The following is an 18,895-nucleotide window of genomic DNA, read 5'->3' on the forward strand; positions in this document are numbered from 1 at the left end:
GCTAAAACCGGCTCGCGTCAGTCGCTGAGGAGGCATTGCCCGGATGGATCTGAAGACGCTGAGGGAAGTCGCCCAGATGAGCGACCCCGTGGAACGAGCCCGCATCCTCAGTCGCCTCATGACCGAGGAGCAGGGCTTGGTCACCGAAGCGGCGAAGATGCGACGCCAGGCGATCGCCGAGGCACGCGAGTCCGGCATGAGTTTGGAAGAGATCGCCGGGCGCTTGGGCGTGTCTCCCGGCCGCATCTCGCAGATGAGGAGAGGGCCAGCGGCCCGCGCGCCAGAAGGGCCAGCTTCTCCGGCACCCAGGGTGCTGGTCCAGCGAGCGTTGCCGACCGAGCCAGCCGTACGCGGCTCGAAGTCGCTCTTCCTCGCAGAGGCGGAGAGGCAGGGGCTCAAGGCCGACCGGCGGATGCTGTACGTCGGGCTGGAGCCCGCGAGTGATCATGTAGCGGCTTGCCTCCGTGCCGAGCCGGGCGCGGAGATCGTCGCGAGACGCAAGATGATGTTGGCCAACGACGTGCCGGTGAGAATCGCGACCAGCTACTTTCGCGCCGACCTGTTCGGCGACACCAGGCTGGCCGAGCCCGAGTTCGTGCAGCCGTCGTTGCAGTCCGCCTTGACCGCCCTGGGCTACACGTTCGGCCACGCGGAGGAGAACCTCACCGCCAGGCCGCCGACACCGTTCGAGCGGGAGACGCTGGAGCTTGAGCCCAGCGAGTGGATCGTTCAGGTCCTCCGGGCGAGCTACTCCACCGAGGGCACGCCCATCCACGTCCTGGAGACGATCTGCGCCGCCAACCGGCACATCTTCCCCATCGGACAGGTCTCCGGGTACGACGAATTCTGAGAAGACGATTGAGAAGATCGGATGCTCACGTATCAAGATCAGACATTCATCAATTTTCGTCAGTTCACCTCAGGCGATCATGCACGTCGCTGGGTCGACATCAAGCGCTTCGGTCTGTCCCGCCCGGACGCCGACGTTACCCATCTGCTGACGGAGCTGATTGGCCAAGAACAGTACCGGGATGACTATGCCGGAGGAGGAGTCGAGGTCAATGGGCTCCGTCATGGCCCCTACTGGCTACGGAACGTGAGCCCGGCCGCCTACGTGCGCGTTGATGAGGCGAGCGCGAACGCCATTCTCCGCGACTGGGCGGCACAGTTCGGTCCTCTTCCGGTGGCCCTCTCCGCCCGGCTGGAACACGAGGTTCATGCACTGGTCGCAGGAGCCACTGAGAGGTACCAGCTCAAAGATCTCGGTTATGAGGCGTTTCACGACTGGGGCGGGGTTCATAACGACTTCCACGAGCTGGTTGTCATCGATCGCCCTGCCAAGGCTCTGTCGCTCCTGGTCGCCGCCGACGACTGAACGTTTTGAGGGGACTGGTAGTCGGCTGGACGGGCGGCATGCCGAGTGACTAACTGGGTGACAATAGCCTCGGACGACCATGGACTAGAGGGGATCGCCCTGGACCGTAAGCGCAGGTGAGCCTCGTAATCCGAGGTGGTCCCGCCCTCTTCGAGGGTGCCTTACAAGCGAGGGGTCACTGGTTCGATACCAGTACCGCCCACCAGCGCAAAGAAGCCCGGTAGCGATCTTGCTGCCGGGCTTCGTGCCATGAGCGCGCCATGAGGTCGAGCTGATCACGGCGCCTACCGCGTTAACGATCTTGCGGTCGGCCTCGGTCGGTGCCCGCGCTGTAGCGAGGACCAGGTCTCCGTGCGGTTGAGCCGAGTCGGTCTGGGTCCGGATGTGGGATGTGGCAGACGGATGGGACCGTCAGACCGGGCCTGCAGAAGTCGACGTGCCGAAACGTGTCGCTAGATCGCCCGGGGCCGGTTGTCCGCAGGGTCCACATGGACGATCTCCTCCACCGTCACCCTGTGGTCGCGGCCGTTGTGATAGCCGAACGACTGGCCGGGCTCGTTGGCGAGCTGTGAAGGGGTCGCGTCCGGAGTTTGCATCGTTCGAGGGTGAGTCTGATCTGGCCGAGTGTCATGAGGAGATTGCGTTGTGACACAGATGTCCTCTCGCCGCCGGCAACGTCAAGGACGAGCGTCATCACGCCTGCTTGATGCTGCTTCGCCAGGCAGTGGGGCAGTTGCTCGTGCCGCCCCGGTGATGGGTGAGTCGGTTACCTCCAGGACCCGCGCGGAGGTCCGCAAGCCGAATCACCTTCTCAAGTCGTGCGATTCGGCTGGGCCGCGCGAAGTACCTGTACATACACTGGCGGCATGAGCGCGCAACCGCAGGAGTTCTCCCCCGAAGGCCCCCCGCTGGAGAAGAATTTGCGCGCCATCCGCAGAGCGCTGGTCATCCCGCAGGACCGAGATGGGTTCGACGCAGGTCTTGACGTCGTCTTGGCTGAGGTCCGCGCCAGTTTGGACCTCGGCCGACTCAGCGAATTCATCCATACCTGGTGGCTTGTCGCGTGCGACTCGATCAAGGATCCGCAGGGTCGGAGAGATCTCTACGAGCGGGCTGCCCGTGTCCAGGAACTGGCCGATGGCGGCAAGCCGATCCCTCGGGGCGACAAGACATGGCGCCAACTGCTGGCTGAGCGCGGGGTCGAGCGGTAGGTGTATTCGATCGTTGAGCCCGATCCTGTCGCTCAAGAACAGATCGCGGCGCTCCCCGAGGATGCCTTGCGGTATCTGGCCGGAGTGCTGGACTTGATTGAGCTGGAGCCCTGGGCCGGCGGACCGCAAACGCCCGGCAAGCCCGACGGCAACATGCGCGTCATGCCATTTGGAGAACGTGGGCTCGTGACCTGTCTGGTGTTGGAGCCCCAACGCGAGGTATACATCATCCGCGTGCAGTGGATCTAGCTCGAGGGGTGATCATATTGAGCTCTAACTGCCGAGGCATGCGTAGTGCCCCCACAACTCCTGCCTGCCTGGGCCGCGCTGAGTGACTATCTGGGTGACAACGGCCATGGACGAGTCCGGACGGCGAGAGACCACCATGGACGGTGTGTCCAGATCAGGGCAAGTACTGGAGCTGCTCCCTCCCTCTCTTCGATTGTCTTACAAGCGAGGGGTCACTGCCCACCTGCATTAGGTAGCCCTGCAGCGATCATGCTACGGAGCTACCGTGCCCTTGGCTCGTGCAAGCGAGCATTTGCGGTTATCTCGTCTCGCTGGGCGAACCGGCGCACAAGGACATCGGCATCGCCCCTAATCCGAGAGCTTCCGGTAGGTCGTCGGCCGCCCTCGGCCCCCCAGTTGCTCGACGAGCCCTCTCGATCTCAGTTCGCGTAGTGCCTTGCGGATGTTAGGCGCGGACAGGTTCAATTCCTGCTTCAGATCGGCGACAGTGCGTGTCCCGGCGGCCAAGGCGTCGTAGACACGTAGCTCCGTCTCGTTCAGGTCGTCGCCCGGGCGTATGACGGGAACTGCCTGCTGCCTCAGGACGACGGTGAATCGGATGGCGGCGTCGATGTAATGCGCAGGTGGAAGCCTGGCCTCTGCCAGGGCATGGGCCACGATCGGGATGCCGGTTGCCAGAGCCTCGATCACTCGCGCGCCTGTTTCTGGTGTGCGAGCGTATTGGCAGATCGTAACGAGTCGCGCATTGCGTGCGGAAGTGACGGCATCCTGGCCGAGCCGGTCGACCGTGATGCCATACAGGCCGCCCGGGTTGGAGACGATCAGCCGGTCACGGCGGAGCCGAACCTCCACGGCCATGCCGGCCGACCAATGATCGAGGTCGCGGTGGAGAAGAGCGTTCGCGATGATCTCGCGAAACGCGATATATGGATAGGCGGGCCGATCACGAACAGTTCCGTCCGGCGCTGACACGACGCTGGTGTCAAAGGTTCGCCGTGCCCAGTCCAGGGCCTCTTCCAGCATCCGTGGAATGGCCCCAGTGATCGTCGTCTGGTTCCGAGCCCGCGATCCTGTGGGATCGGTCGGCAACGGCTCCGCCGAAGCCTGGATGACGAAGCGCGGAAACCACTCCTGTGGATGAACTCCCAAAGCCAACAGCCCTGCGACGGTCGGAGTGCCGTCGGGCAGAGTCACTCCAGCACGCCGGAGCAACTCGGCATCGTCAGGGAAACGGCCCAGGCCGTGGGGATCCCGTTCGCGGACCGAACGTAGGAACGCTGTGACAAGGTCGCTGTCCAGGTCCTCCCGGGTGGCGCCTGTCACGGGCTGCCGGTCGAAGAGCGGTGGCTTCCGGGCGGCAAGGAATGCCTGCTCTTCCAGATCCGACAGTGGGAAGTCTCCGTCGTACCCCCGCATGTATGCCGTACCTGACGCCGTGATTCGACACGGCTTGGCCGACGGATCGCATTCATGCACTCTGGCGACGATGACCGGTGCCCCATCCACTTCCGCGTCACTGATCGTAAGCTGGACAGGCGGCGAGAACGAGCGAGCCTTGTGAGCGAGGCCCTGCTTGAGAGCTTGCGGATCTGCAAGCTGTACCGGACGAAAGCCGGTGGCCTCGTCGAGGCCGAGGATGATCGTCCCGCCGCCCGGATGGTTTGCCAGTGCGCTCAGAGTTGAGGCGAGCGACTGCGGCAGCCCTCCTGCCGCCGACTTGACCTCGACATCGTCGTAGTCGCCTCCGGCCGTGCGGAGACGTGCGACCAACTCGTTCACGCTGTGGCTCATAGGTAAATGTAACCATGTGCTGGTTACATTTACTCGGGTTCTGGTTACATTTCATCCGGTTCCGATTCGGCGCCTCCAGACGCGTCGCCACCGAGAGTCCGGCGCCCCGGAGCCGACTGTCCGAGCATCGCATGGCCTGACGAGTTCCCGATCGACGTGATGCCGAGGCGTTCCCCATCCGGCGCCGCCGACGTCACTAGCCTCCTGATCGAGCGCCTTGCCAGTCGTCCCAAAGCCGCCGCCACCGCCCGTTCACCAGGAGAAGGCCTATCTGAAGCACGGGTCGTCCCACTGAGTGACTATCTGAATGACAACGGCCAGGGACGAGCGAGGACGGCCGAGGACTTGGGCGGAACGTTTGCCGAGGCGAGACCGTGAATCACCCAAGATCCCGACTTCTCCTGGCGTGCCTTAAAAGCGAGGGGTCACTGGTTCGATACCAGTATCGCCCACCAGCGCAAAGAAGCCCGGTAGCGATCTTGCTGCCGGGCTTCGTGCCATGAGGACTTGGCGACCATGGCGGCCAGCGCGTTGACGATCTTGCGGTCCGCCTCGGTCGGTGCCCGCGCTGTCGCCCGGGCCTGGTCCCCTCGCGGTTGAGCCGAGTCGGCCTGGGTCCGGATGTGGAATGCAGCCGACGGATGGGACCGTCGTAGACCGGGGCCTGAGAAAGTCTGCCGGGCTGGAGCGGTCGGCTCCAGGCTCGTCGAGGGGCCGTGCACGATGGGAGTCACCCATCAAGACAGCGTGTCGCTAGATCACCTGGGGCTGGTTGTCCGCCGGGTCCACCGGGACGATCTCCTCCACCGTCACCCTGTGGTCGCGGCCGTTGTGATAGCCGAACGACTGGCCGGGCTCGTTGGCGAGTTGTGAAAGGGTCGCGTCCGGAGCCTGGTCGGCGTCGATTTCGCCGTCCTGGACCGTGAAGCTGTAGTGGCCGCCCGCGCCGGCGTCGGCGTCGATCAGCGCGTGGAGCCGGTCAAGCCGAATCCTGGAGGGCACCTGCACCCGGAGCGGCTGTGGTCCATCGACACGCAGGATTGCCCGCCCTCTGTCGGGCACCGGCTGGTCGCGGAATCCGGGCCGGCCACAGCATTTCTTGTACTTGCGCTGAGAGGTGCACCAGCAGGGCGCGTTGCGCTCCGGTGGCCAGGAGATCGCGTCCCGGGCCGGCAGCGTGGACAGGTAGGCCAGCCGTGTACTTCGACGCTGTGGGTCGCGTCCCGTCCGCTCGGCGAACGCGTCGACCTCCGCCAGGTCGATCGCGACCACGGAGACCCTGCCGAGTTCGGCCGAGTCGAGCAGCGATGACTCCAGCTCGCGACGGTAGTCCTCGTGGTCGAGGGGGAATGTGGCGTCGAGCAGCCCTTCGGCCAGGCCCTTGGCGTACTCCCGCGCGGGGAGATAGGCCATCCGAAGCCTGGAGCGCTCCCCGCCCAGCGCACGTTTCCCGGAGGGCGTGGCGGCAGTGCGGGCTGCGCTGAGCAGTTCCTCCATCGCACTTTCAAGCCGGGCCCTCGACTGCTGCCGGTGTTCGGGATCGGGGCTGCGCTCCTCGATCCGCTTGGACTCTTCCTCAAGCCCGAGGCTTCTGGCCAGAGCGGCCCCCTCCCTGGCCAGGAGCGCGCCACGGTCGGTCTGACCCTGTTCGGCGAGGAAGGCCGGAGCCAGGTAGTAGAAACGGACGTCGCGGCGCTCTGGTAGCAGGAACGACATGTCGCGATGGAGGGCCTCCATCTCGGCCAGACCCTCGGCGTCGCGGTGGGCCGCACGCAGGGCGCCCAGGGCGAAGCGCTGGTCGGGGTGGGCGTTGAGTACCTCGGTCAGCAGCTCGACCGCGTCGTGGAGTTCGTCGTCGTCATAGAGGTCGACCAGTTCCCAGGCAAGCTCGAACACCCCGGGATCGCCCTGGCTGCGCGGATCCAGCAGCACCTGCCGGACCGTCTCCCTGGCCGCAGACTCGTTGGTGAGTTCGCCGACCTCGTCCGGCTCGCCGAACTGGTCGTAGACGGTGTCGAGCACCTGCGTGGGCTTGAGGGGGTGGAAGAATCTGTCGGGAAGCATGGGCTCATTGTCCACACGGCGCGGGCACGATGAGCGGTTTCTCCTTGGCATGCGGGGACAGGAGCGACATCGTGTCGCTTCGACACGGCGTTGTGGTTCGAACGGTGCCGAATCTGCGCCGCATCTCAGTTGCGGGATCGTGTCTCTCGAATTCGCGGGCGCTTGGCGAGGCCGGCGATGAGCGCGGCCTGCTGTTCTCTGCATTGTTCGGGGGTGAGCCTCATCCGGCGCTGAGTGACTATCTGGGTGACAACGGCCATGGACGAGTCCGGACGGCGAGAGACCGCCATGGGCGGTATGCCCAGATCAGGGCAGGTACTTGTGGTCCGCTTCAGCCGTACCTGGTGGGTAGATCAGTGCGGCACGAACCGTCCCCGTGCGAACTGGGCGAGGAACGAACCGGAGGGTTGCGGGTCACCGGGGCCGGTGGCCCTTCTTTTTCCGGCCGGCCGGCACGGCCCGGCGGCCGGAGCCGTTCTGCGCGGGCTTTCGTGCCTGCCGCTGTGCCGGTTTCTCCGGAGGGGAGGCGGGGGTACGGCCGCGCGAGCTGTTCGCTGTCCGGCCGCGGACGATGCCGATGAAATCTTCCACCAGGTCAGTGGTCGCGTCCGTGGGCCAGGCCAGCGCGACCTGAGACTGCGGCGCGTCCGGCACCGGCCGGTAGGTGAGATCCCTGCGATGGTGGAGGCGTGCCAGCGACTGCGGAACCAGGAGCAGCCCGGTGCCCGCCGCTACCAGCTCGACCGCGTCGGCCGTCGTGGCCGGGCGGGTGAACGCGGGCAGCCCGGGCCGGACCGTCCACTCGATGGTGTCGTCCAGAGGATGAAGCACCTCGTCGTCGGTCAGGTCGGCGATGGCCACCTCGTCGGCGGCGGCCACCGCGTGGTCCTTGGGCACCACGACCACCGTGGTCTCCACGTAGAGAGGGATCACGCTGAGCCCGTCGCGGTCGACCGGCAGCCTGACGAAACCGGCGTCGGCGCCGCCGTCCCGCAGGAGTCCCACCACCTCGGCGGCGGGAACCGCGACCAGGGTGAGCGGCACGCCGGGCATCCTCTCGGTCCAGACGTTGACCCATTTCGCGGGTGTCACCCCGGGCACGTACGCCAGCCGGAACACCCTGCCGGTCTCCCCATCAGTCACGTGCTCAGGGTACCGATGTCAGGGGAACCGTTCCGACTGACTACTCTTGGCGCCATGACCTCGTCCAAGCCGAAGACCATCCAGACGATGAAGCCCGAGACCGCGGCCAAGAAGCTGGGTGTCCTCCTCTCGGCCACTCCCGCCGAGTTCCAGGCGGGTGTCGTCTCCAGGGACGAGCTGAACGAGTTGCAGTCGAGGCCTCCCGCCTGGCTCGCTGACCTGCGCCGCAACGGTCCGCACCCCAAGCAGGTCGTCGCCGCGAAGCTCGGGGTCTCCATTTCCGGCCTGACCAGGGGCGGGATCACCGGACCGCTCACCACCGCTGAGATCGACGCGCTGAAGGCGGAGAACCCGGCGTGGCTGGAGCGCGAGCGGTCCATCCAGGCAGAGACCCGCAAGGAAGCGCTCCGCCTCAAGCAACGCTAGACGGCTGGGATCCTGCTCGAGCCCGTCCTGCGACCTGCGACGAGCCCGTCCTGCCGCGAGTTCCTCGTCGTCCCGAGGAACCAAGGAGCTTACGCAGGGAGCTGGGGACGGGCTCTTGCCGCAGGTGGGCGTGCGCGGCACTGGTGGAAACGGCGGCCGTCTCGGAGCTGCTGATCAACTATGGTGACCGGTCATGAGGACGCTCATCGTCGGCGGCAGTGGCTTTCTCGGCAGCGAGCTCGCTCGACAGTGTTCGCTGGCGGGGCACGAGGTGGCCGCGACCTATCTGACCCGGCGGCCTGGAGAGATCGCCGGCGTTGAGTGGTCGCCGCTCGACGTGCGCCGGCGAGAGGACGTCGACGTGCTGGTCGGCGCCTTCCGGCCGGAGGTGGTCGTCAACGCCGCCTTCCGGCAGGCGGATTGGACGACCACGGCGATCGGCGCCGTGAACGTGGCTCTCGCTGTCTCCACGGCGGGCGGACGCCTCGTTCACGTGTCGAGTGACGCGGTCTTCTCCGGCGCCGCGATTCGCTATGACGAGACGTGCGTCCCCGACCCGATCACCCCGTACGGCGCGGCCAAAGCCGCCGCCGAGACGGCGGTGAACGCGATTATGCCGGCTGCGGTGACAGCCAGGACATCCTTGATCATCGGCGACGGGGGCTCCTCGCACGAGGCCCTTGTGCATTCACTGGCCACCGGCACGGCGCGAGGGGTGCTGTTCACCGACGACGTGCGGTGTCCCGTGCATGTGGTCGACCTTGCCGCGGCGCTCCTGGAACTCGCGGCATCCGAGTATCGGGGTGTCCACCACGTCGCCGGAGCCGATGCCGTGAGCCGATACGAGCTTGGGCTGCTCATCGCTCGCCGCGACGGCCTCGACGCGGACCGTCTGCCTTCGGGCCGGCGGGCGGACAGCAGGGTGCCCGGCCCCCTGGACGTGCGCTTGGACTGCGCCATGACTCAGCGCCGGCTTCGGACCACGTTGCGCGGCGCGCGGCGGTTCCTGGGTGACGGTCGGCGGTGATCGCGCCCTCCGTCCGAAACGCGAGGGTGCCCGGCGTCCCGAGTGGGCTCGATATTGAGGTGTGGGGCGTCGCGATGCTCGGTACGGTAGGTCCAAGTTCGTCGGGCTTGATGTGGATGCGGGGTGAAGGGTGCCGGTTGTCGTTCAGCGACTCGCCGGTGCTCCTCGTCGGAGCCGTATCCCCTTCTGGCTTGGCGGGCTGGTCAGGTCTGGGCCGGCACGGGTCGAAGCTCGTCGGTTATCGCCTCTTAAGCCGGTGGTCGCGGGTTCGAATCCCGTCACGGACTTCGGGTCCGTGTAGCTCAGCGGTAGAGCACCGTATCGGCCGGTGGGCCCTCCCACATCCGCGCCGGTTCCAGACCTGATCGTCCGTCAGCCCTGCCGGTGGTACGGGTCGAATCTCGATCGGTTATCGCTCTCCAAAAGCGGAGACCCGGGTTCGAATCCCGGCGCCGCCTCCGGGCGGTGTGGTGTAGCGGCCTAGCACGTCATACGGCCGGTCGGTCACCCCACATCCGTACCATCGGCAGGGTCGGCGGGCGAGGGGAGCGGGTCGACGTCCTGCGGGATGCCGGGACCAGGTCGCCGGCGTGCGTGACCGCGGTCGGCGCCTCGATACGCCTCAAGGGGCGGCTACCTCTGCTGCGGCCGGTGCGGTCTACGGCCACGACCGAGCGTCTACGTACGTAAGAACAGGTACCTATACGGGGGTTTATACCGCCCCGGATACGCCCGTCGTCTGCGCATGCTGGTCGTGTCAGCAAGAAGGGGGGCGGATCCGGCGTAGCGGCCTGGTGGTCTTGGAAGGACGCCAGCCTGGACGTGAGCGGATCCGCCCCGGGCGGAAGGTGCGAGATGAACAAGTGCTCGGTAGCCGGCGTCATCGGCAGGAGCGCGGACCGGCAGACCTATGCGCAGGGCGGGGCCGCTCCCGAGTACGCGTGTGTGGAGAACCTGGAAGACAGGCGTTCGCCGGTCGAGCCCGCCTATCGCGAGCCTCAGCTGGACGCGGACGTGCGATGCGCCTCGTGGTCGCTTCCGCCCGACGCCTCCTCGGTGGCCTGGGCGAGACACCTCATCAGGGCCCGGCTGGCCTCCTGGGCCCTCGATGGGCCTTCAGAGGTCGCGCAGCTGCTGGTCAGCGAGCTGGTCACCAACGCGGTACGGCACGCGCGCGGGCCGTACCGGCTGGTTCTCTACGTCGTCGAGGACCTGCTGCGCTGTGAGGTCCAGGACGCGGACGAGATCCTGCCCCAACTCCGCCACGTCGACGCGGGCGACGAGAACGGCCGCGGACTGGCCGTGCTGGACCTGCTGGCCTGCTGCTGGGGCAGCCAGCGCACCCTTGAGGGGAAGAGCGTCTGGTTCGAACTTCCGGTGGTCGCCCCGGTCGCCTGCTGATCGGCGCACCGCCGTCAGGCGTGAAAGAAGCCCGGTAGCGATCTCGCCACCGGGCTTCGTGACCACCGCAGGCGGTCACATCAGCATCTGCTCGCGCCGTCGAAGCTTCGGACGCCGCGTGGCACCTGTGTGCTGATGGTCTGCCCCGGTCGCACGGTCTCGCAGGGCCCGTCCGTGCCGCGCGCCCACACGATCTTGAGGTTCAGCGAGTAGTCGCAGTCGTTTCTCGCATAGCCGGTCTTCATGATGCGTCCTGTGCGCTCCCAGACGGTGACACAGGTCGGGGCGTTGCCGGTAGGGACCGCCGCGGCGGCCTGGCCGGGGAGGGCGAGCAGGGTCGCGGCGAGAAGGCCGGACGCGGTGAGAACGGCACCTGTGCGGTGAGAGACGCGCATGGTCGGGCAAGTCCTTTCATGGGGAACCTTGCCATTAGTAATCAATTGGCCACGGACAGTCAAGTAGCCTCGCGGGAGCTCCAGCGGTGCGCGGCGGTCAGGAGGCGGGCAGGACGTCCAGGCGCTTCAGGAGGTCGCGGGCCAGCGGGACGCGCTTGCCGGTGTCGCCGTCGGCGTTGACGTCGATGTTCAGCGCGAACGTGTACAGCCGGCCGTCGCGCTCGACCCAGCCCACCCACCAGCCGATGGCGGGCTTGACGTCGAAGGCCCAGCCGGTCTTGGCGTACAGGGCGTAGCCGTCCTTCTCCTCGATCTTCAGCATGTCGCGGACCAGTCGCTGGTTCTTGATGGAGGCCGGCAGCTTCTGGCGGGCGAACCTGGACAGGAAGCGCGTCTGCTCGACGGCCGAGATCTCCAGCGGACCGTCGAGCCAGAACCGGTCGACCACGGTGCCGACCTCGCGGTCGCCGTACCCGAGGCGGTTGAGCCACTGCCGTTCCTTCTTGAGCCCGATCCGGCGGGCGATCGTCTGGAAGACGGGGACGTTGGAGGCCCTGATCGCGTCGCCGAGGTTCATGTCCTTCTCCCACTCGGGGAACGGCTGGGGCTTGCCGCCATAGGGGATCACCTCGTTCTCGTCCTTGACCGCGCCGGTCTCGAGCGCGACGAGGGCGTGGGGGATCTTGAAGGTGGACGCGGGGATCAGGCGGCGTTCGGCTCTGGCGCGGTCGACGACGGTGGTACGGCCGGTCCCGACGTCCATGAGGGCGAAGGTGCCGCGTACGCCGGCCTGGTCGAAGAGGGCTCGCAGGTCGTCCCTGACGATCGGACCGGCGGGGGAGGCGGCTTGGGCGGGTGCGGGGGTCGCCGTGGCGGGGGCCGCGACGCCTGTCAGGGCGGCGACCGTCAAGAGGGCGGCGTTCAACATCATCATGGGGCGCTTCATGCGGGAGATCAGACCAGCCGCGTGGCGACGTGTCCAATAGTGATATTGACCGTCCATCGATATAGGAACGGATATCGTGCCTGGCCGGGAGCAAGAGGAGGCCCGGCCATTCCCTGGGGAAGGCCGGGCCGGACCCGCTTCTTCTTCTCGACGCTTTCCCGCAAACCGTTGACATTCCCTTGCAGAATGTCGCAACGCCGAATCATGACGACGCATCTGACGGCCCGTCACGCGGGCGCGTTACGCGGTGTCCTGTGCTTCAGCGTGATCCGGTTCGCGCGCCGTGCCGGTTCGAGCGTGATCGTGCGTGCCATTGCCGGAACATGGCGCAGATCATGGGTGATCATGATGGTGGTGCGCCCCTCCATCAGCCGGGCCAGCGGCTCCATGATCCGTGCCGCCGTGGACTCGTCCAGGCCGGTCATCGGCTCGTCGAGCACCAGCACCGGCGCGTCCCGCAGGATGGCCCGCGCGATCGCGAGGCGCTGCCGCTGCCCGCCCGACATCAGACGTCCCCGCTGCCCGATCGGGGTGTCGTACCGCTGGGGCAAGGTGTTGACGAAGTCGTGCACCCCTGCCAGCTCGGCCGCCTGCACGACCTCGTCGAGCGTCGCCTCCGGCCTGCCGTACGCGATGTTGTCGCGGACGGTCCCCGAGAACAGCAGGCTCTCCTGGTGGAGCAGCGTGATGTTGTCGCGGAGGGAGGCCATGGTGATGTCGCGGATGTCGGTGCCGTCGAGCAGGATCCCTCCGGTCAGAGGGTCGTAGAAACGCAGGAGCAGCTTGGCCAGCGTCGACTTGCCCGCGCCGCTCGGCCCGGTCACCACGACGAGTTCGCCGGGTGAGACGGTGAACGACAGGTTCAGCAGCGCCGGCTGGCGGCGCTTGGGATAGGTGAAGGAGACGTGGGCGAATTCGATGTACCCCCTGCTGCGCGCGGCCAGGGGTACGGCGGTGGCCCTGTCGGCGACCGCGGGACGTGCCCGCAGCACCTCCATGACCCTGTCGGAGCCAGCCGCCGCCTCGCTGACGGTGAGAGCGATCTCGCCGAGGCTCTGGACGGACGGATACAGGTAGGCCAGGTAGGCGGCGAACGCCAGCAGGCCACCGATGGTGAGGCGTCCTGAGGCGATCTCCCAGGCACCGAAGCCGATGATGACGATCAGGCAGATGGTCTCCAGCACCTGTACGGCGGGGCCGTACGCGCCGGACAGCCACGCCTGCGTCATGTTGGCCTTCAGCCAGGTGCGCCCTTCCCTGTGCAGATGGCGTGACTCCGACCGCTGACGGTTGTAGGCCTGGACGAGTGACTGGTTGGACAGGCTCTCCTCGATGACGCTGTTCATCGCGCCGTTGCTGAGCCGCTCGCGGGCGGCCGCGGTCCTGAACCGGCCGGCGAACAGCTTCGACACCAGCAGGAACGCGGGAACGAGCGCCATCGTCACCAGCGCGAGGTCCCATCTGATGTAGAAGGCGGCGCCGGCGAAGAAGATCACGCTGGCGAGTGTGGTGACCACCTTGACGAGCCCCGACCCGACGAGTTCCTCGATCGCCTGGATGTCGTCGGTGAGCCTGGCCATCAGGTCGCCGAGCTTGCGGTTGTCGAAGAAGTCGGGCGTCAGGGTCTCGAGGTGGGCGAAGACGGCGTCCCTCAGCTTGAGCAGGAAGCGCTCGGCTCCCAGCGCCGTGACGTAGGAGCCGGCGAAGGAGAAAAGGCCCGCGACCACCGCGAGCCCCAGCCATGCGAGGGCGGGGCGCCAGAATGCCCCGAGATCACCTGCGCTGAGCACCGCGTCGGTGATGTAGCCGAACAGTGCGATCGTCGCCACCTCGCACAGTGCGGCCATGATGGCGAGTACGACGCCCGCGGCGAACAGCTTCCGGAGGCCGCGGGTGTAGGGCCAGAATTCCCCGAATGTCCTGCGGATGGTGACGGCGGGAGCGAGGGGAGATCGGTCCCGGGCGGTAAATGAGAGCCGACGGGAAATCCATCGGCTCTCACGGGAACTACCTATCACCACCATCCGCCCCACCAGCGTCGGCGCCAGCCCCAGCCGCCACCCCAGCCACCGCAGCCGCACCTACGCCGGCGACAGCCCCACCAGCTCGCGCTTGTCGTCGGGCTCGGGAACAGTTTGTTGAGAGTCATTTTTCCTCCCCGTGATGTGCTGTCTCTCACAACAGGACGTTAGCACCCAAATCGGGATGAATCATCAATTGTCGTGCATATTGAACATCTCTTTGCGGCGAGACCTCAGGAAGATCAAAAGGCGATTTACGGTAAATCGCCGATAAACCTCGCACAGGATTCCCATACCTTGCCGGAACTGGGTCAATGCCGCCTCAAGCGGGTCTCCGCCGATCGCCGGATGGAGCAAATTTCGCCGTGATTTCGTTGTACGGGCAAAGAGGTCCGCGCAACAATCCGGACACAAAATTCCATGCGGGTATACGGATATTTCGGCATAAAGATGGTGATCTAACGGCGTGTCGCCACGGTTATGCCGCCCACGGTCAGAGCGAGTCGTCCCGCTGCGGCGGCCGGGACGAGCACGTGTGGCACGCGGTACGGGGGCGCGCGTAGTCGTACGCAAGCGCCTGCAGGAAGGGGAGAGGGGGTCGGGGGCGAGGGGAAGGGGGAGGGGCGCAGGCCGTGCACCACGCAGCGGCCTGCGCGAGCAGGCGGCTAGACGCCTGCGCGGGCGCGGCTGCTGCCGCCCATCGACTTGTCGAACATGGCCATCTCAGAGGTGTCCTCCTTGTCCACGTGGGTCTCCTCCATCCGCAGCGCCACCCCGAGCATGAAGAGCGTGGGCGCCCACTCGCCGATGAAGATTCCCCACCGGTCGGCCCTGTCGATCCCCGCGTCCTCGGCCGACGCGGAGATCAGCCAGGAGCAGATGGACGCGCCGATGGCGGCGAATCCCGCGACGTACATGTGGCCGGACCTGAGGCCCATCTGATGCAACTTCTTGATCATCTAAGATCCCCCCTTGTCGTGGGGAACCTGCCCTACCCTGCCGACCAAAACCCGGCATGCGGGCCAAAGAGTTCGTATTCCGACCGCTGGAGGACATCATGACCGCTGACCGTCACCGCCCCGGCTATGTCCGCCGCCGCCTGGGCAGAGCGTTGCTCGCGTACGCCGTCGCCCTGCTCGTCGCCGCGATCGTGGTCGCCTTCTGGTGGTTCACCAGGTGATCGGGGTGGCGCCGGATATTCGGATGTGGGGTCGCGCGTAGATCGCCTCCCCCACATCCGCCTCGACGGCGGGTCGAAACCGAAGGAGCACCACCGTGGCACGTGATCCCCTCGCCGCGGTCTCGACGACCGCGACGCCGCAGAGCCGGCCGATCTCCGGCCGTACCGACCAGGTCCCCAACGCGGCCGGCGGCTACGTCTTCGCCAAGGACCTGTGGACCAGGCTGGAGGACTTCCTCATTCTGGGCACCACGGGCGGCACCTACTACGTCGGTGAGGACAGACTGACGGCCGAGAACGCGGATGTGCTGTTCCAGGCCATCGGCGAGGACGGGCCCCGGGTGGTCGCGCTGCTGACCGGCATCGCCACGGCCAGGCCGCCGCGCGCGCCGAAGCAGCGTCCTGCGCTGTTCGCGCTGGCCGCCTGCTACGCCAAGGGCGACGCCGACACCAGGCAGGCCGCCAAGTCGGCCCTGGCCAGGGTCGCCCGTACCACCGACCATCTGGCTCAGTTCTTCGGCTACTACAAGAACCTGGGCGGTAAGGCGACCGGCAGGGGCAGCGCGCCCGTCGTGGGCCGTAGCCTGCGCACGGCGCTCGGCTCGTGGTTCCTGACCGGCGACGCGGACGATGTCGCGTTCAAGGCGTGCAAGGCCGCCCAGCGCAGGACGCCGCAGGGTGAGGCGTTCTCGCTGCGTGACGTGCTGAGGATCGCCCACCCCGTTCCCGACGACGAGCGGCGCAGGACGCTGTTCGGGTGGATCGCGGGCAACGTCCACGACGATGTGGCCAGGGACGTGCTGCCCGCCGTCGACCGGTTCCTGAGCGCCAAGGCGGTCACGTCGGTCGAGCAGGCGGTGCGCGTGGTGAGCGAGGCGCGGGTGCCGTGGGAGTTCCTGCCCGACGCGATGCTGCGCGAGCCCGCGGTGTGGGACGCGCTGGTGGACACGGTCGGGATGACCGCGCTCATCCGTAACCTGGCCCGGATGACGCGCATCGGCACGCTCACGCCGATGGGCGAGGCCACGGCGCGCGCCGTCGCCCGGCTGTCCGACGCCGACGCGGTGCGCAAGGCCCGCATCCACCCGATGGACGCGTGGCTGGCCATGCGCGTGTACGGCTCGGGCCGCGCCCAGCCGAACAGGAAGGCGGACGCCCAGACGTGGACGCCGGTCCCGGCGATCCTCGACGCGCTGGAGGAGACCTACGAGCTGTCGTTCGGCGCGGTCGCGCCGTCGGGCAGGAGGCTGCTGGTGGCGGTGGACTCCTCCGGCTCGATGGGCCAGGGCGTCTACTCAGGCGGCTCGCTGCTCGGCACCGCCTACCAGGCGGGCTGCGCGCTGGCGGTCATGCTGGCCCGTATCGAGAGGGGCAACGTGCACGTGATCGACGTGGACACCGCGGTGCACGCGTCGAGGGTGACCTCGCGCACGAACCTGCGGGAGCTGTCCTCGTGGACGCCCTCGGGCGGCGGCACCGACCTGTCGCTGCCGTTCACGTGGGCGGCCGGCGAGCGGTTCGGCGCCGACGGGATCGTCGTCTTCACCGACAACGAGACGTGGGCGGGCCGCTCCCACCCGTCGCAGGCGCTCACCGCCTACCGCCGCTCGGTCAGCCCGGACGCCAGGGCCGTCGTGGTCGCGATGACCGCCGCCGGTTACACGATCGGCGATCCGGAGGACGACGGCGTGCTCAACGTCGCCGGCCTGGACGCCTCGTTGCCGATGGTGATCAACGGGTTCGTCAGGTCCTGACGTCCGGGTGCGCTCACAGGACCCGGTCCTAGAGGAGCTTGCCGAGCCCGCCACCGCCGCCGAGCAGCTTGCCGAGCAGGTCGGAGACGGGGTTGCCGCTGGCGTGGAACGGCGCCGGTGCGCCGGCGGCGGCGACGGCCGGCGCGGCTGCCACGCCCAGTGCCAGCGCCACGCCGGCGGTCATGATCGCGAAACGCTTCATTGTCAGTCCCCCTGTGGTGATCGTTGCCCGGCAGGCTATCGACCCGGGCGGCAAGGGCCCGTCAAGTGAGAGGTCGTGTTCATCAAGGGGGAGATGAGGCCTGGAGGGGAGGGTTGTGATACTTCTTCATGGTTCGCGAGCGTCTGCGCGAAACATCCTGATGTGGTGTTTTTGCCACGTCTTGGTGGGGCTCCTGGCACCTTGAAGTATGGACTCCTCGGAGGAGCGCTGGGTTTCCGCACTCCGTGACCAGGCCGCCCGCCTGGCCTTCCCCGAGTGGGTCCCCGGCCCCGACGACTGGACCTCCCTCTACACCAGCTTCGAGGAGGGCGGCGCGCCGCTGACCGAGGTGGCCGTCTACCGGGGCCATGATCGCATCCATTACATCCGCTTCACCGGCAACGAGCTGATCGCCTTCTGGACGAAGCTGGTCGACCGCATCGCCGAGTGAAACCCACCGCTGAACCCGCCGAAATTGTCGGTCGGGTACGAAAGACTGATGTCCATCATGGTGATCTCCCCTTCGCTTCCCTTCACCCCCGTGCGCTCCCCCTCGGGGGACATCGTGGTGTTCTACACGGGCACCGAGCCGCGCATGTCCCGTGAGCAGGCGCTGGCGCTGGCCGACCAGCTCCGCGAGCTGGCCACCGAGACGCCGGCCGCCGGCATGGCCCAGGCTCTTCGCTGGGCGGACTGATCACGATGACGCCTCCGACCGGCGAGCACCGGAACACGAGCCTGTACGTCGAGCTGGCGCTCACCGCCGCCGAGCGGGAGCGGGTCCGCGCGCTCGCCGGCGACGTGCCCGTGTGGTTCGCTCAGCCCAAGGAGCACACCCGGCGCGACGTCGAGGCGTTCGCCGCGGCGAGCGTCGCGGTCGGCAACTGCCCGCCCGAATGGCTGGCGCAGGCCGGCGACCTGCGCTGGCTGCAGCTGTCGTCCATGGGGATCGACAGATACCTGGATCTCGACTGGTCCGAGCTCGGGCGGCGCATCACCGTCACGAACCTGTCGGGCACGTTCGCCGATCCCGTCGCGCAGACCTGCCTCGCGGGCCTGCTCGCGCTGTACCGGGGCGTCGACGAGCTGGCGCGGCTGGGGGAGCGGCGGACCTGGTCGAAGGAGCCGATCAGACCCAGGCTGCGGCTGCTCACCGGGGCGTCGGTCGTCATCCTCGGCGCGGGCACGATCGCGCGGCGGCTGGCCGAGCTGCTGGCCCCCTTCGGCTGCCGTGTGACGCTCTACTCGCGCCGGATGAGCCTGGCCGAGCTCGACGCCCTGCTGCCGGAGACCGACGTGCTGGTGGGGTTGCTGCCGGGCACCGAGGAGACGGCGGGCCTGGTCGACGCGGCGCGGCTGGCGCTGCTCCCGCCCGGCGCGATCCTCGTCAACGCAGGGCGCGGCTCGCTCCTCGACGAGGACGCGCTGGTGGCGGCGTTGCGGGAGGGACGGCTCGGCGGGGCGGTCCTCGACGTGACGGCGACCGAGCCGCTGCCGGCCGGACACCCGCTCTGGAGCACCCCGAACACGCTGCTCACCCAGCACACCGCGGGCGGCTCCGACCAGGAGTCGGGCCAGATCCTCGAGGTGTTCGAGGACAACTGGCGCAGGTTCGTCGCGGGGGAGCCGCTGCGCAACGTCGTGCGGTGGTCGCGGGGCTACTGATCCCTCCCCGGACGGCCACCGCCCGAGGCCGCGGGATGGGCGGCC

At 67.6% G+C, this 18,895-nt stretch carries 22 protein-coding genes; 13 read left to right on the forward strand and 9 right to left on the reverse strand.

Translation table 11 applies throughout. The features are described from left to right. Positions 1 to 43: 43 nt before the first annotated feature. Positions 44 to 850, forward strand: a complete 807-nt coding sequence (locus AC3EO4_RS15445) for a UTRA domain-containing protein (RefSeq protein WP_431896168.1) — start codon at positions 44 to 46, stop codon at positions 848 to 850. Between the two features lie 21 nt (positions 851 to 871). Continuing rightward, positions 872 to 1,375: a hypothetical protein gene (locus AC3EO4_RS15450; protein WP_431896170.1), complete on the forward strand. Its 504-nt coding sequence runs from the start codon at positions 872 to 874 to the stop codon at positions 1,373 to 1,375. A gap of 452 nt (positions 1,376 to 1,827) precedes the next feature. Here the strand turns inward: AC3EO4_RS15450 and AC3EO4_RS15455 are convergent, their stop codons facing one another. Next, positions 1,828 to 1,971, reverse strand: a complete 144-nt coding sequence (locus AC3EO4_RS15455; RefSeq protein ID WP_431896172.1) for a plasmid pRiA4b ORF-3 family protein — start codon at positions 1,969 to 1,971, stop codon at positions 1,828 to 1,830. A 270-nt stretch (positions 1,972 to 2,241) separates the two neighbouring features. On the opposite strand from AC3EO4_RS15455, the gene AC3EO4_RS15460 reads away from it, so the two are divergent. Beyond that, positions 2,242 to 2,586 carry a DUF6247 family protein gene (locus AC3EO4_RS15460; RefSeq protein WP_431896174.1) on the forward strand — a complete coding sequence of 115 codons (345 nt, stop codon included), beginning with the start codon at positions 2,242 to 2,244 and terminating at the stop codon, positions 2,584 to 2,586. Then, complete coding sequence (locus AC3EO4_RS15465; RefSeq protein ID WP_431896175.1) at positions 2,587 to 2,835, forward strand: hypothetical protein; 249 nt, start codon at positions 2,587 to 2,589, stop codon at positions 2,833 to 2,835. Positions 2,836 to 3,183: 348 nt separating this feature from the next. Here the strand turns inward: AC3EO4_RS15465 and AC3EO4_RS15470 are convergent, their stop codons facing one another. The 3 genes from AC3EO4_RS15470 to AC3EO4_RS15480 all read right to left on the reverse strand — a co-directional run bounded on the left by AC3EO4_RS15470 (position 3,184) and on the right by AC3EO4_RS15480 (position 7,833). Beyond that, positions 3,184 to 4,614, reverse strand: coding sequence for an ATP-binding protein (locus tag AC3EO4_RS15470; RefSeq protein ID WP_431896177.1), 1,431 nt, complete (start codon positions 4,612 to 4,614; stop codon positions 3,184 to 3,186). Positions 4,615 to 5,379: 765 nt separating this feature from the next. After that, positions 5,380 to 6,690, reverse strand: a complete 1,311-nt coding sequence (locus AC3EO4_RS15475; protein WP_379573717.1) for an SEC-C metal-binding domain-containing protein — start codon at positions 6,688 to 6,690, stop codon at positions 5,380 to 5,382. Between the two features lie 414 nt (positions 6,691 to 7,104). Continuing rightward, positions 7,105 to 7,833, reverse strand: a complete 729-nt coding sequence (locus AC3EO4_RS15480; protein WP_379573718.1) for a LysR family substrate-binding domain-containing protein — start codon at positions 7,831 to 7,833, stop codon at positions 7,105 to 7,107. Between the two features lie 54 nt (positions 7,834 to 7,887). Between AC3EO4_RS15480 and AC3EO4_RS15485 the strand changes: the two genes are divergently transcribed. From AC3EO4_RS15485 to AC3EO4_RS15495, 3 genes are all read left to right on the forward strand, one after another. After that, positions 7,888 to 8,259 (forward strand): DUF5997 family protein, encoded by a 372-nt coding sequence (locus AC3EO4_RS15485; protein WP_379573719.1) that lies wholly within the window; start codon positions 7,888 to 7,890, stop codon positions 8,257 to 8,259. 193 nt (positions 8,260 to 8,452) lie between these two features. Next, on the forward strand, positions 8,453 to 9,286 hold the full coding sequence (locus tag AC3EO4_RS15490) for an SDR family oxidoreductase (RefSeq protein ID WP_431896179.1): 834 nt from the start codon (positions 8,453 to 8,455) through the stop codon (positions 9,284 to 9,286). Between the two features lie 855 nt (positions 9,287 to 10,141). Then, positions 10,142 to 10,687, forward strand: a complete 546-nt coding sequence (locus AC3EO4_RS15495; protein ID WP_379573721.1) for an ATP-binding protein — start codon at positions 10,142 to 10,144, stop codon at positions 10,685 to 10,687. Between the two features lie 80 nt (positions 10,688 to 10,767). Here the strand turns inward: AC3EO4_RS15495 and AC3EO4_RS15500 are convergent, their stop codons facing one another. From AC3EO4_RS15500 to AC3EO4_RS15510, 3 genes are all read right to left on the reverse strand, one after another. Beyond that, positions 10,768 to 11,082, reverse strand: coding sequence for a hypothetical protein (locus tag AC3EO4_RS15500; protein WP_379573722.1), 315 nt, complete (start codon positions 11,080 to 11,082; stop codon positions 10,768 to 10,770). 97 nt (positions 11,083 to 11,179) lie between these two features. Next, positions 11,180 to 12,010 carry a class D beta-lactamase gene (gene blaOXA / locus AC3EO4_RS15505; RefSeq protein ID WP_379574558.1) on the reverse strand — a complete coding sequence of 277 codons (831 nt, stop codon included), beginning with the start codon at positions 12,008 to 12,010 and terminating at the stop codon, positions 11,180 to 11,182. Between the two features lie 245 nt (positions 12,011 to 12,255). Next, positions 12,256 to 14,052: an ABC transporter ATP-binding protein gene (locus tag AC3EO4_RS15510; protein WP_379574559.1), complete on the reverse strand. Its 1,797-nt coding sequence runs from the start codon at positions 14,050 to 14,052 to the stop codon at positions 12,256 to 12,258. 198 nt (positions 14,053 to 14,250) lie between these two features. Between AC3EO4_RS15510 and AC3EO4_RS15515 the strand changes: the two genes are divergently transcribed. Next, on the forward strand, positions 14,251 to 14,418 hold the full coding sequence (locus AC3EO4_RS15515; RefSeq protein ID WP_379573723.1) for a hypothetical protein: 168 nt from the start codon (positions 14,251 to 14,253) through the stop codon (positions 14,416 to 14,418). Positions 14,419 to 14,714: 296 nt separating this feature from the next. Here AC3EO4_RS15515 and AC3EO4_RS15520 read toward each other — a convergent pair whose 3' ends face one another. Beyond that, positions 14,715 to 15,008 carry a hypothetical protein gene (locus AC3EO4_RS15520; RefSeq protein WP_379573724.1) on the reverse strand — a complete coding sequence of 98 codons (294 nt, stop codon included), beginning with the start codon at positions 15,006 to 15,008 and terminating at the stop codon, positions 14,715 to 14,717. 98 nt (positions 15,009 to 15,106) lie between these two features. On the opposite strand from AC3EO4_RS15520, the gene AC3EO4_RS15525 reads away from it, so the two are divergent. Beyond that, positions 15,107 to 15,229 carry a hypothetical protein gene (locus tag AC3EO4_RS15525; protein WP_379573725.1) on the forward strand — a complete coding sequence of 41 codons (123 nt, stop codon included), beginning with the start codon at positions 15,107 to 15,109 and terminating at the stop codon, positions 15,227 to 15,229. 95 nt (positions 15,230 to 15,324) lie between these two features. Continuing rightward, positions 15,325 to 16,983 (forward strand): TROVE domain-containing protein, encoded by a 1,659-nt coding sequence (locus AC3EO4_RS15530; protein ID WP_379573726.1) that lies wholly within the window; start codon positions 15,325 to 15,327, stop codon positions 16,981 to 16,983. A 28-nt stretch (positions 16,984 to 17,011) separates the two neighbouring features. On the opposite strand, the gene AC3EO4_RS15535 is transcribed toward AC3EO4_RS15530, so the two are convergent. Next, positions 17,012 to 17,185 carry a hypothetical protein gene (locus AC3EO4_RS15535; RefSeq protein ID WP_379573727.1) on the reverse strand — a complete coding sequence of 58 codons (174 nt, stop codon included), beginning with the start codon at positions 17,183 to 17,185 and terminating at the stop codon, positions 17,012 to 17,014. Positions 17,186 to 17,393: 208 nt separating this feature from the next. Here AC3EO4_RS15535 and AC3EO4_RS15540 point away from each other — a divergent pair, with 208 nt between their 5' ends. The 3 genes from AC3EO4_RS15540 to AC3EO4_RS15550 are packed head-to-tail and all read left to right on the forward strand — an operon-like array spanning position 17,394 to position 18,850. After that, complete coding sequence (locus AC3EO4_RS15540; protein WP_379573728.1) at positions 17,394 to 17,636, forward strand: hypothetical protein; 243 nt, start codon at positions 17,394 to 17,396, stop codon at positions 17,634 to 17,636. A gap of 48 nt (positions 17,637 to 17,684) precedes the next feature. Continuing rightward, a complete protein-coding gene (locus tag AC3EO4_RS15545) occupies positions 17,685 to 17,882 on the forward strand; it encodes a hypothetical protein (RefSeq protein WP_379573729.1) in 198 nt (65 codons plus the stop codon). Between the two features lie 5 nt (positions 17,883 to 17,887). Then, positions 17,888 to 18,850: a D-2-hydroxyacid dehydrogenase gene (locus AC3EO4_RS15550; protein ID WP_379573730.1), complete on the forward strand. Its 963-nt coding sequence runs from the start codon at positions 17,888 to 17,890 to the stop codon at positions 18,848 to 18,850. Positions 18,851 to 18,895: the final 45 nt, after the last annotated feature.

The organism is Nonomuraea sp. bgisy101 (assembly GCF_057708945.1).